Annotated in this window: 9 protein-coding genes; 7 read left to right on the top strand and 2 right to left on the bottom strand. The window is 42.3% G+C overall.

Going from position 1 to position 12,707, the window contains the following annotated elements:
- Positions 1-93: 93 nt before the first annotated feature.
- The 5 genes from MMU07_RS11340 to MMU07_RS11320 all read left to right on the top strand — a co-directional run bounded on the left by MMU07_RS11340 (position 94) and on the right by MMU07_RS11320 (position 6,769).
- Positions 94-636, top strand: coding sequence for a GNAT family N-acetyltransferase (locus tag MMU07_RS11340; protein WP_241125992.1), 543 nt, complete (start codon positions 94-96; stop codon positions 634-636).
- Positions 637-669: 33 nt separating this feature from the next.
- The gene (locus MMU07_RS11335; protein ID WP_241125991.1) at positions 670-1,803 is read left to right on the top strand and encodes a BamA/TamA family outer membrane protein; all 1,134 of its coding nucleotides are present in this window, start codon (positions 670-672) and stop codon (positions 1,801-1,803) included.
- 74 nt (positions 1,804-1,877) lie between these two features.
- A complete protein-coding gene (locus tag MMU07_RS11330; RefSeq protein ID WP_241125990.1) occupies positions 1,878-4,376 on the top strand; it encodes a TonB-dependent receptor in 2,499 nt (832 codons plus the stop codon).
- Positions 4,377-4,381: 5 nt separating this feature from the next.
- The gene (locus tag MMU07_RS11325) at positions 4,382-5,644 is read left to right on the top strand and encodes a carboxypeptidase-like regulatory domain-containing protein (RefSeq protein WP_241125989.1); all 1,263 of its coding nucleotides are present in this window, start codon (positions 4,382-4,384) and stop codon (positions 5,642-5,644) included.
- 126 nt (positions 5,645-5,770) lie between these two features.
- Entirely contained in the window at positions 5,771-6,769 is a 999-nt protein-coding gene (locus MMU07_RS11320; RefSeq protein ID WP_241125988.1) for a class I SAM-dependent methyltransferase, read from the top strand.
- Positions 6,770-6,878: 109 nt separating this feature from the next.
- On the opposite strand, the gene MMU07_RS11315 is transcribed toward MMU07_RS11320, so the two are convergent.
- Together MMU07_RS11315 and MMU07_RS11310 are read right to left on the bottom strand one after the other, a co-directional pair.
- Positions 6,879-8,105, bottom strand: coding sequence for a cation:proton antiporter (locus MMU07_RS11315; RefSeq protein ID WP_241125987.1), 1,227 nt, complete (start codon positions 8,103-8,105; stop codon positions 6,879-6,881).
- A gap of 9 nt (positions 8,106-8,114) precedes the next feature.
- Positions 8,115-8,945 carry a universal stress protein gene (locus MMU07_RS11310; protein WP_241125986.1) on the bottom strand — a complete coding sequence of 277 codons (831 nt, stop codon included), beginning with the start codon at positions 8,943-8,945 and terminating at the stop codon, positions 8,115-8,117.
- 241 nt (positions 8,946-9,186) lie between these two features.
- On the opposite strand from MMU07_RS11310, the gene MMU07_RS11305 reads away from it, so the two are divergent.
- Entirely contained in the window at positions 9,187-10,803 is a 1,617-nt protein-coding gene (locus MMU07_RS11305) for a M14 family metallopeptidase (protein ID WP_241125985.1), read from the top strand.
- 12 nt (positions 10,804-10,815) lie between these two features.
- Positions 10,816-12,555, top strand: a complete 1,740-nt coding sequence (locus tag MMU07_RS11300; RefSeq protein WP_241125984.1) for a M14 family metallopeptidase — start codon at positions 10,816-10,818, stop codon at positions 12,553-12,555.
- The last annotated feature ends 152 nt before the right edge of the window (positions 12,556-12,707 follow it).

Here is a 12,707-nt window from a genome sequence, read left to right as displayed (position 1 = left end):
AAAGTCACATTCCCAGTGATAAAAAAAATACAAATTCTTTTCAAAAAAACTCAAAAAACTCCGTTATCTTAAGAATAAATAGCCAGCCAAAAAATGAAGATTCAAGGAAAGAGAAATGTAAGCTTGGTGACATGGCAGGATGGCCATTACCACAGCTTATATCCTATCGCCAACAACCCAAATATTGCAAAAAACCTGAGGGATAGTTTCCCTTCTCCCTATACCATCCACGATGCGCGGCATTGGATAGAGCATAACCAAAAATTCAATCCCCCCCAAAATTTTGCAATCGAATATGATGGCAAATTGGTGGGTTCTGTTGGCTGTGAAATTGGTAAAGATGAACTCCGAACCAATATGGAAATCGGATTTTGGGTCGCCGAGCAATTTTGGGGAAAAGGAATCGCCACACAAGCCGTGCAGTTGTTCACAGAATATGTGCTCGAAAAATTCCCCTCAATTAAAAGGATATATGCGCAGGTTTATGATTTCAATGTCCCTTCGATGAAAATCCTAGAAAATGCAGGATATGAACCGGAAGCCATTCTGAGACATGCCTATATCAAAAACGGTATAGTCGGTGACCTCTTCCAGTATGTTATTATTCGGGAAGAAGTAGAAAAATTTATGGATTAAGGTTTTAAAAAACATTCCTTACTTTTGGGGCTGATGAAAACAGCCCTTTTTTTATTTTTTTTATTTTCATTGACCAATTCATTGGCTCAGGAAGCAAACGACTCGGTTCCGAAGTCTGGAGGGATTGACAGGTTTTTTGATTTTGGTGATCAGGTCATCGATCTCATTTCCGGTGAAAAATGGGCATTCATTCCGGCAGTGACTTATTCCCCCGAAACAAGACTTGGTCTAGGGGTTAAGGCTATTCGTGTTTTCAAATATAAAGGAGAATCCAGTCCAAACCTCCGTCCCTCATCCCTTCCGATCACTATTCTGTATACAGTTAATAATCAGACAATATTTTCCACAGAGCTCGACCTTTGGGCAAATGAAAACAAGGAATACCTCAGCGCCCGACTCGAGCTTTCAAATTTTCCTTTCAAATTTTATGGTATCGGCAATGACCCAATTACAAACGAAGGCGAATCCTACACCACCCGATTTGCTTATTTTCATTTGAATTACCTTCGTCAGCTCACTCCAGGATTATTGATAGGACCGAGGTATGAGTTTAGGGTGGATGATATTTACAGGCGTATTCCCGGTGGAATATTGGAAAACAGCCAAGTGGCGGGATATGATGGGCAAAGACTTTCCGGTTTGGGATTAAATCTTACTCAAGATACGAGAGACAATATCTTTCAGCCCACCAAAGGCTGGAACAACAGATTCAGTTGGATGGGATTTTCTTCTTTCTTGGGGAGCAACTTCAGTTTCCACCAATACAATGCGGATTTACGAAAATATATTAAAATTACCGATACCCACGTCCTTGCCTTTCAATCGTGGTGGAGTTTCACCACCGGTAATCCTCCTTTCCAGCATATATCACTGATCGGGGGAAGCGACCGGATGCGGGGATATTTTGAAGGACGATACCGGGACAACCATGCCATGGTCCATCAGGCCGAGTATAGATTGCCTGTCTACAGAAATCTGGGAATGGTACTTTTTGGGCATGCAGGACAAGTAGCACCTAAGGTGGGCGATTTTGGATTGAAAAGATTTCGATATGGGGCAGGCTTTGGATTTCGGTACAAGCTCAATGATGAAGGCCTCAATATCCGTTTGGACATTGCATTTGGAGATCAGAGCGCATTCTACTTCGGTTTGAATGAGGTGATTTAGGATTAATAAATTATCAAACTATTTTTTTATCCTATCGTTATTTTATTAAGTTTATAATGACTGTTAAACAACCTATGAAAAAATCCCTTCCTATATTTCTGCTTAGTGGTTTCTTAGTTTTTTATGCCAGCAGTCTTTTTGCCCAAACACCCATAGAAAAATTAACCACATCCTTCAAGGATTACAACAGTACTTTTCCATGGGAAAAAGTATACCTACATACCGATAAGGCTCATTATGTCCTTAATGACACCATTTGGATCAAAGCCTACGGCATGATTGAAAATGGCGGTGAGGCACCGTTAGCGACTAAATCAGTCCCGCTATATGTAGACCTATACGATGCAAAATTCGAAAGGTACATTGACCGCATCATCATAAGGCTGGAGGAGGGGCAAGGTCAGGGAGACATCATCTTACCACGAGACCTGGAGCATGGTGCTTATTCGCTACGGGCATACACCCAATGGATGAAAAATTTCGGTGATCAAGCTTATTTCTATAAAGACATTTGGGTGGGGGAATTGGGTGAAGGCTGGAAATATGCAGGGTCAGATTCCAAATTAAATCTCGGCTTTTTCCCCGAAGGGGGGGATCTCGTAGAGGGTATCAAAAGTAAAATCGGCTTCAAAGCCACTGATGCTTACGGGCGGAGTACGGATGTAATCGGGTATATTTTAAACAGCAGCTCAGATACCTTATTACGTTTCCAATCTGAGCATTTAGGTATGGGAAGCTTCACATTCACCTCAAAAGAAAACGAATCCTATGAGGTCTATGCCAAATCTTCTGAGCAGGACTGGAAGAAATTTGCCTTCAGCAACATTCAAAAACAAGGCTATGTACTTGATTTTGATCCACTCTATTCAGATGAAGAAGTAAAAGTAGAGATCAGGCATAACCTGGGAAATGCCAATGATGGCAAGAAACTCTTTCTCATCGGACTTTCCAAAGGACAAAAAGTCTATGAAAAAGAATTTGATGCAAAACATACTACAAACTCAATAATCATATCCAAAGAGGATTTTTATCCAGGCTTAGTCACTTTTACACTGATGGATGAGCAGACTACACTTTTGGCAGAGAGACTGGTCTATTTTTTCCCATTTTCTAGGGCAACCGCAGCCTTCAAAACCGCAAAAGCTGAATACGTTCCCAAAGAACGTGTTCTGTTGGAGATCAGTGTGATAGATGAATTCCAAAGGGCTATAGAAGGTAATTTTTCTGTTTCCGTAACGGATGCTTTTCAGGTTTTGCAGCCTGATAATGCAGAGAATATCCATTCCTACTTTCTGCTGAGTTCGGAGGTCAAAGGAGAAATAGAGCAACCGGACTATTACTTCAATTCTGAAAACCCAAATGCTGAAAAATACCTCGACATCCTTTTATTGACCCAAGGATGGAGAAGATTCTCTTGGGAACATTTGGCAAAATTAAGCAGTCCGCCTAATTACGGATTTGAGGAAGGTCTGACTTTGACCGGAAAAGTGTATAAGGTGAACGAAAAACCAATAGAAGAACCGCATGAATTACGTATTTTGGTCAACCATAGGTTTGGAATGCCAATTGTTTATGAAGGGGTTTCCAATGAATTTGGGGAGTTCTCTTTCATCGGGATGGATTACCAGGATTCTGTGGGGATTTACCTGCAGGCATACACCGAAAGGGAAAAAAGCAACGGTAAAACCACAGAAGTCAAAAGAAATGAAGTAAGCATGACAATTCCAGAAACTCCCAAATTCCAAGAAAGAAACAAAGCTTTGCTTCCATCGGGAGATAAATTTGAGGATTTTGACAATTATCTCGTTTCTGTCAAAGAAGCCCGAAACCTCATGGAGCAATTCAGACTCAGCCAGGAAATAGAGCTGGGAGAAGTTACAGTAAAGGGGAGAAGGAGTCAGCCTATCCCTGACAAACGTGCCATCCAATACAATGATGCGCCCGATAGGTCTCTGCCTGTGACCAAAGAATTTTACTACTTCCAAAATATTTTTCAGGTTCTCAGAGGAAGGTTTCCGGGTGTGAATGTGGTTGGAGATGTATTTAGCATAAACCCTGTTCCAAGTGTCATCATCAGAGGTGGTGGGGCTACATTTGAGAATGCCGGAGGAGCAACGTTTTTTATCGATGGCATGAGAGCAATGCCGGGAATGGTAGCAATATTACCTGTTTCGGAAATTGAAAGAATCGATATACTTACAGGTCTAAGCAAAGGTTCCCTTTTCGGCAATGACGGTGCCGGGGGAGTAATCAATGTTTTAACCAAAGCAGGAAATCCAAACCGGAACCCCGCTGACGATCCCATCACCGGCAATGCCGCAATCAAAGCCAAAGGATATGTCCCCGTCCGCGAGTTTTACTCTCCATCGGGTGTTTATGACATCAATGCTCCCTTTGCGATAGACTTCAGATCTACCATTTATTGGAATCCAAATGTGGTCACAGACAATACAGGAAAAGCCCACATAGAATTTCTTCTGACAGAAAGTAAGCCTGAGGTATTTGTCAATCTCCAAGGCATATCCACATCTGGAGAACCAATCTATGCTACCTATCGCTTTCAGGTAAAATAAAAAAAATGCCCGGCATAAAGACTTTCTATTCCTTGAAATTTATTTACCTCTTTTTCACAGTATTTTTGTTGACTATTTTGTCCACTTTTGGTCAATATAGCCTCAAGGGAAGGGTTTTGGATGCAGAGACTTTAGAGCCTCTGCTTTTTGCTACGGTTTTTATCAGCAATTCCAGCATCGGTACTTCTACCAATAAGCAAGGGGAATTTGAACTTACCATCCCTGAGGGAAACCATGAACTGGTAATCAGCTACATTGGATTTCAGCCCTTTAGCTATACCATTTCAACCCAGGTTCTGAGGAATTTTTACGAATTCAGGATTTTGCCGGAAACTATAGAATTGGAAGGAAGTGAAGTGAAAGAAAAAAGAGACAAAACCTGGTATGAAAATCTTGAAGTTTTCAAGAAATATTTTTTGGGTAGCAGTGCCAATGCCAAAAGCTGCATCATCCTCAATCCCGAAGTCCTTATCTTAGATGGAGAAACCAATCCAAACTTACTGTTAGCGCGGGCCAAAGATATTCTCCAAATAGAAAACCCAAACTTAGGCTACCAAATCAAGTATGTTCTTACCGGGTTTGAATTCGACAAAGTCCGAAATGAGGTGGTCTATGCCGGATATCCATACTTTGTGGAAGAAAAACTTCCAAAAAGAAGGGTTAAAAAAGTAACCGAAAGCCGCGAGGAAGCCTATTTGGGTAGTATGATGCATTTTATGAGGAGTTTATTTGAAGGAAATACAGACAAATCCGGATATAGGATTTTTGCTACTCAAAAAGTCCCAAAGCCAAATAATGTGATCAATTTGAACTTAAATCCTGATCAGGAGAAACCCATCTCTCCGGAAAAATCCACAGCAGCGGAAGATCCAAATCCAGATGTAACAGTAGCTGATTCCATTTATATTCCATTCATAGATCCTATGGATGCTGCATTACTTACCAAAGCAACTCCAGACGGGAAGGTATTTATCACCTATAACAAACCTGTATATATCCTTTATTTGAATGAAGAGGAGGAGTCTGCATTTTTCCCATATAGCCTTCGCAATATTAATTTTACAATCAAAAATATCGGCTCGGGTGAAATCCGGGAATCAGGAGCAAAACTACCCCAACTCAGCAAAATTGAAATGCGGTCAAAGGCTGTTCAGGTGTTTGAAAACGGAAGTTATTTTCATCCTTTTGACATTTTTGTTCAGGGATACATGGGCTGGGAACGTATCGGTGACCTGATGCCTTTGGATTACGGAATGGTGGTAAAATAAAGTTTACCCTTCCAATTGTGAATCAAAGCGATTTAGTATTTCAATCTTTACTACTTTTGTTAAAGGGGATAAGTCGTTGGACTTTTGAATTTTACCCTAAATGCTTTGAACTAAAACAAACCCAAAATGAGCTCTGAGAAAATGACGGATAGTCTTGTTTGTAGAATTTGTAACAATACCGAAGGAAACAAGACCTATCAGGTAAAAGAAATGATGTTTGGGATGAGGGAAAAATTCCAATATTTTCAATGCAACAAGTGCCATTGCCTTCAGATTTGTGACTTTCCGCAAGACATGTCAAAATTTTATCCCGAAAATTATTACAGTTTTGGGAAATACGATGGGAAAAAATTTAAGGGAATTTCTGGCAAAATCAACCGCCAAAAATATACACAGCTTGTTAGTGGGAAAAGCCCATTTCTTCGAAAAATGGCAGGTACTATTTCGGGGACCGATCTTTTTTTTATCTTAAAGGGACTACCCATGAGCAAGGACACCAAAATCTTAGATGTGGGTTGTGGTAACGGCAAGAATTTTTTATACCCTTTGGCTGAGATCGGATTTGAAAATGTGCATGGTTGTGATCCATTTCTAGCTGAATCTATTGACTATGAAAATGGTCTGCAAATCAGTAAATCAAATGTATTTGATGTCAAAGGTCTCTGGGACATCATCACTTACCACCATTCATTTGAGCATATTCCGGATCCATTAGATCACCTTCAAAAAGTTTTTGAACTACTCGCTCCGGGAGGAATCTGCATTATCAGAATACCCACGGTGTCGTCTTTTGCTTGGGAGCATTATAAAACCAACTGGGTTCAACTTGATGCGCCTAGGCATTTTTTCCTGCATTCAAAAGAAAGTATGGAGATACTGGGTGAAAAGTCACATTTGGAATTGTTTAAAACTATATATGATTCGACCCATTTTCAGTTTACCGGAAGTGAAAGGTATATCCAAGATATTCCACTGATAACACCAAACCCAAAGGGACCTGTAGCGGTGTTTCAAAGAAAAATGAAGAAGAGGGAATATTCCCATACAGCCGCAAAACTCAACAAAGAGGGTAGGGGCGATCAGGCTGCATTTTTCTTTAGAAAGCCTTTTGAAATCAAAAAGTAATTCAAATTGAATTTGTCTTATTGTTAAATACATAACAAACACAAAATCCCTGTTCGAATGGACAGGGATTTTGGTTTTATCATCAATATGAGATACTCAATACAAACAGCTACTTTTTCAAGGCCCACTTCATCAGCGGCCCGCTTGACATGCTGGTGACGATGGCCATGACTACCAAGGCCACAAAAACCTTTTCATCGATCAGCCCATTTTCCAAGGCTATCAAACCCAAGATGATCTCCATCGCACCGCGGGCATTCATCCCAAATCCAACCGCCAAAGATTCTTTAAAATTGAATCCTCCTCTTGAAGCTCCATATCCACTACCAATTATCTTTCCTGCAAAGGAAATGACAATTATTGCTAGGGTAAGGAGAAATTCAAAATTGGTAACAAAGTTGATTTTCAAGCCAATAGATACAAAGAAAAGCGGGGCAAAGATATTGTTTATAAACTGATGTACGATTTCCTTTGCCCTTTCGGACATATGTTCCGAATCTCCCAAAGCTACTCCGAGAAGAAAAGCCCCAAAAATAGCATGGATCCCAAGCCACTCTGTAAATGCTGCTGAAAGAAAACAGAAAGCCATAGACAATGACAATACTCCTCCCGGCCAAGCCAGTTTTTTATTGACCCAAGGCAAAACCCTGTTGATAATAAACTTACCCAAAGTCAGCATAAAAAAGGTAAACAACAGGGTAATCCCGACGGTCTGAATAAGCGAGAGGTTACCGCTTTTTCCCATAAAGGAAAGAATCACAGAGAAAATCAACCACCCGATGATGTCATTGACCATCGCCGAAGCCACGATCAGCATCCCCATCTTGGTCTTGAAGAGATTGAGATCCATCAATATCCGGACCACTACAGGCAAAGCCGTAATCGACATGGCCGTACCCATAAAAAGCGAAAACAGAAGCCTGTCCCCATCTGCCAACCCAAAAAATGAAGAAAAGAAATAAGGGAATACAAATCCCAAAATAAAAGGAACCACCAAGCCAAGTAAGCTGATGCTTATTGCTGCTTTTCCCTGCGACCATACAAGGTGGAGCTCCACTTCCAGTCCTGCAATAAACAAAAGAAGTACAACGGCTATCTGCACAAAACCATCTAAAGCGAGATTTGCATTGGGATTGCTCATAAAGAGGTACTCGTGGAATTCGGGAATAAAAGTCCCCAAAATGGTAGGACCCAAAAGTATCCCTGCCAATAACTCACCTACCACAGCCGGCTGCTTGAACTTTTGCGCCACCTCCGCAAATATCCTAGCCAGCAACAGCATTGCTGCCAATTGCAGAAAAAGGTTGACTACATCTTGATGCGATAAACTCTCCATGTAATCTTCCTATTTTTTAAGTATCAGTAAATTGCAAGGCAGATTATTGAGGATTTCTTCAAGATCGTGTGGAAAAAGCCGGTCCAAAAATCCAAGTTTTCCTTCGTCGCCCACTATCAATAGGTCTGCTTTCACATCCTCAGCGAATTTTGCAAGTTCTATTGCCCATTTGCCACAAGTGACTTTGACATTGACTTTGAGGTCACCTTTGTCAAGATCTTTCAAAATATCATTGACATAAGCGACTTCATCAGCAACAAGTTTTCTCCGTGCGATAGCTATTTCTTCTTCGTTTCCTTCCCCGGCGGTTGCCATTTTCAGGCCATACATCTTTATCTCATTGACGACAAAAACCTGCTTGGCTCCATCCAATTTACACCATTCAAGCCCTTTTTGGATGACCAGTGGCGTTTGGTCTTGCTCCGTACCATTGATCACTACCTTGTCAAAAGCAGTAGGTTTAACGAGCGGTTCTATCAAAGTCAGCACCGAACATTTGGAATTCCGTATGATCTTTCTTGCAATAGAGCCAATGTAATAGTTTAAAATACTTTCGCTTTTTAGCGCGCCGGCCACCAATAGATCGACATTTTCGGCCTCACAGGTCTGAAGGATCCTTTTTGCCGGTTTGCCTTCTGCCCAGATGATTTTGACATCATTTTGGGAAAGACCGTGTTTGTCAAGCATCTCGTTGAGTTTTTCTTCAAGCACCACGGTTTTTTCACCCACATGGATAAGCAACAATTCTGCTTGAAAGAGGTCTTTCAGTCTTTTTGATTCAGCAATCAGGGCCTCCATTCTTGGAGAGAAAGCAATGGCAAGAGCAATTTTACGAAACATACCTTGGGAATAGTGTTTGTGGAAAAATACCAAATTTTTTGGCCAGGAAATAACTTTTCACGCTTTGTTTTTTAATTGGCTTAAAATTAGATCCCGCTTATCCATGCTGAAAACCTTTCAAAACCATGCTAATCAATACGGCGAATCGGCTTTTATTTAACGGTTTAAATTTTGTAACATAGCACAGCAAAAGACACTTTGAGTGTCTTTTTTCATTAAAGAACTAAACCTGATATACTTTATGAAGAAAATTTATCTATCGTTGGTCTTGGGGGCGGGATTGCTATTCTCCGTTCACTCTACCGCGCTGGCACAGGGCGATTATCCTACTCTAAGCCAGGTAAGCCAAAGGCTGCAAGCCATCTCCGGGAGCGGAAGTGCGGCCAAACTCAGTTCTCTTACCAAAACCGAAGGCGGGAAAGACATCTGGGTATTGAAAATCGGAACCGGAGATCTGGACAACAAGCCCGCTATAGCCATTGTGGGCGGGGCAGAAGGCTTTCATGTCCTCAGTGTTGAATTGGCCTTACAGTTTGCCGAAAGATTGGTCAAAAACCATGCGTCAGCACTGGACAGAAACACTTTCTACATTTTTCCAAACATGTCTCCCGATGCTTATGAGCAGTACCATGCTTCCTTGAAGTATGAAAGAAGAGGCAATGCCGCCAAAATCGATCATGACCGTGACGGACAAGTATCTGAGGATGGCTATGAAGACCTCAACAAAGATGGTCTTATCACCATGATGCGCGTCGAAAGCCCCATGGGCGACTATATGTCCAATGAAAAGGACAACAGGTTGATGGCCAAGGCAGACAGGTCCAAAGGCCAAAAAGGTACTTACCTGATGATGCCTGAGAGTATGGACAAAGATAAAGACGGAAGTTTTGGAGAGGATCTGGTAGAAGGTATTGCCTTCAACAAAAACCAGACTTACAAGTTTCCGATCTTCCAGCCACTAGCAGGTGATTTTGCGGTATCGCAGGTCGAAAGCCGCGCTTTGTTAGATTACCTTTTCGATCAGTGGAACATCTTTGCTTTTGTGACTTTTAGTCCGGCAAATAACCTCTCCGCTCCCCTGAAATACAATGCCGGGGATGCCAAGAAAAGGATCATTACCTCCATGTTGGAAAAAGATGTAGCCATCAATGGCATGGTTTCAGGAATTTACAATGAAACGATCTCCCAAAAAGCATTCAACCAAACCAATCAAGGAACGGATGGTGATTTTTTCCAATGGGCATATTTCCACTTTGGAAGACTCAGCTTCAGCACACCGGGATGGTGGGTGCCTGAGGTAAAAGGCGAAGATGGCAAATCCAACAGCAATGCCGAGGCAAACTTCATGGCTTGGGCAGCAAAAGAAAATCTCAGCGATGTACATGTTCCTTGGACAGCGGTGACGCATCCGGATTTCCCCGGTCAGAAAGTAGAAGTGGGCGGCATCAGGCCTTTTGTGATGCATAACCCTCCTTTTGCCAAAGTAGATTCTATAGCCTTGGAGCATACAGCTTTCATCTTGAAATTAGCTGCTATGAGTCCCAAGCTGGAGTTTCACAATGTGAAATCAGAAAAACTTGGCAATGGCCTTACAAGGATCACAGCAGACCTTTTTAACAATTCTGCACTTCCGACACATTCAGAAATGGGTGAAAAATCCCGTTGGCTGAGGAATATCAGAGTAGACATCAGCAAAGATGCAACTGACCTAGTTTCCGGTGAAAAAATCAAGCTGATTGAAAAAATTGATGCTTATGGCAAAATTACGCTGTCATGGGTCGTCAAAGGAAGCGGCTCCGTGGATATCAAAGCCGGTGCAGCACATACTGGTATCGCCACACTCAATGTGAAACTCTAAACCGACAAAAAAATGAAATTCAAAAACTGGATATATACAACTGCCTTAGGACTGGCAATCGGTTTTGCAGGCATTCAGGAGACTAGCGCACAGGAAAAGTATTTCCGCGCCATCGGTACTCCGCACAATCCCAAAGTTTCCGTTTCCTGGAACAGGTACCATACCAACCTTGCTTTGGAAGAAATCATGAAGGACATGGCCAAAAAGCATCCCGATCTGGTGAAGCTCGAAAGCATTGGTAAATCCTACCAAGGAAATGACATTTGGGTACTGATCGTCACCGACTTCAAAGCCGGTAAAGCAGAAGACAAGCCGGGCATGTGGATTGACGGCAACATCCACTCCAATGAGATTCAGGGAACTGAATTTTCCCTTTACACAGCTTGGTACCTTTCTGAAATGTACGGGGAACTGGAATTCATCACCCAATTGCTCAAGGACAAAACCTTCTATATCGCGCCTACCATCAATCCGGACGCGCACGACAACTTCATCAAGGAACCAAACACACTGAATTCTCCACGATCAGGAATGATCAATATGGACGATGATGGCGATGGAGTGATCGGTGAAGATCCTTTTGACGACATCAACAAGGACGGCCATATCACCATGATGATCCGCAAGTCACCGACAGGCCGCTATGTCAAAGACCAAATGGACCCGAGGAAACTCATTATGGTCGCTCCTGATCAAAAAGGAGAATATGAAATGTTGGGTTTTGAAGGAATAGACAATGACGGAGATGGTGTAATCAATGAAGATGCCATCGGTTATTATGACCCTAACCGTGATTGGGGATGGAACTGGCAGCCTGATTATGTACAGCGCGGTGCTTGGAAGTATCCCTTCAGTGTCCCTGAAAACAAGGCTGTGATGGAATATGTGATGAAGCATCCAAACATTGCCGCAGCGCAAAGCTACCACAACTATGGTGGCATGATCCTGAGAGGCCCGGGTGCGGAAGAAGACTTGGGGACCTACAACCAAACTGACATCCGCATTTATGATGCTATTGCCAAAAAAGGAGAAGAATTCATGCCGGGTTACAAATACCTTGTGGTGTACAAAGACCTTTACTCCGTATTTGGCGGTCAACTGGACTGGTTCTATGGTGGAAGGGGAATTTTCACTTACTCCAATGAATTGATGACATCTTACCTCTATGTGCACAAAAATGCAGGAAGAGGCAATCAGGATGAGCAAATGATGGTAGACACTTACCTGACTTTTGGCGATGCATTTGTCAACTGGGCAGAATACGACCACCCTCAATATGGCAAAATCGAAGTTGGTGGATTCAAGAAAAACTTTGGCCGTCTGCATCCGGGATTCCTGTTGGAGCAGGACGCCCATAGAAATGCCGCCTTCACCATCCTCCACGGCTACCACACTCCAAAACTCAGCGTGATGGATGTCAAAGAAGAAGATCTTGGAGGAGGATTAAAAGCAGTTACAGCTACGATCTACAACGAAAGGTTGATACCGACCCATTCCAGCCAAGATCTGAAATACAAAATCGAAAGACCTGATTATGTCAGCATTACCGGTGCCAAAGTGGTGGCAGGTTTTGTGGTGGACAATGAGGACTTCAACAGACTTTCCGAGCAAAAGACAAATCCCGAAAAAATCTCCGTCGCCAATATCCCGGGAATGGGTGCGGTAAAAGTGAGATGGATCGTCTCCGGCAACAGCAGCTACAGCATCAACGTGGATTCTGCCAAAGGCGGAAAAGCAAGCTGGAAGAAGTGATTTCAATAGCTGAGAGTCCATAGGCAATAGTCCATAGCGGATAGTCATCAAATAGAAATAGCTAACTTAGAGATCGGGAATGGCCAAATAGACCACAGTCCATAGTCGATGGTCTACGGCGGATAGTCACCAAATAGAAATAGCTACCTGAG

The sequence above is a fragment of the Cognataquiflexum nitidum genome (assembly GCF_022538055.1).
Lineage (GTDB): Bacteria > Bacteroidota > Bacteroidia > Cytophagales > Cyclobacteriaceae > Cognataquiflexum > Cognataquiflexum nitidum.
This window is presented reverse-complemented; position numbering and strand designations above follow the sequence as displayed.

Excerpts from the sequence above, each read along its gene's own strand:
- MMU07_RS11340 (WP_241125992.1), top strand. The coding sequence starts at position 94 with ATGAAGATTCAAGGAAAGAGAAATGTAAGCTTGGTGACATGGCAGGAT.
- MMU07_RS11335 (WP_241125991.1), top strand. The coding sequence starts at position 670 with ATGAAAACAGCCCTTTTTTTATTTTTTTTATTTTCATTGACCAATTCA.
- MMU07_RS11330 (WP_241125990.1), top strand. The coding sequence starts at position 1,878 with ATGAAAAAATCCCTTCCTATATTTCTGCTTAGTGGTTTCTTAGTTTTT.
- MMU07_RS11325 (WP_241125989.1), top strand. The coding sequence starts at position 4,382 with ATGCCCGGCATAAAGACTTTCTATTCCTTGAAATTTATTTACCTCTTT.
- MMU07_RS11320 (WP_241125988.1), top strand. The coding sequence starts at position 5,771 with ATGAGCTCTGAGAAAATGACGGATAGTCTTGTTTGTAGAATTTGTAAC.
- MMU07_RS11315 (WP_241125987.1), bottom strand. The coding sequence starts at position 8,105 with ATGGAGAGTTTATCGCATCAAGATGTAGTCAACCTTTTTCTGCAATTG.
- MMU07_RS11310 (WP_241125986.1), bottom strand. The coding sequence starts at position 8,945 with ATGTTTCGTAAAATTGCTCTTGCCATTGCTTTCTCTCCAAGAATGGAG.
- MMU07_RS11305 (WP_241125985.1), top strand. The coding sequence starts at position 9,187 with ATGAAGAAAATTTATCTATCGTTGGTCTTGGGGGCGGGATTGCTATTC.
- MMU07_RS11300 (WP_241125984.1), top strand. The coding sequence starts at position 10,816 with ATGAAATTCAAAAACTGGATATATACAACTGCCTTAGGACTGGCAATC.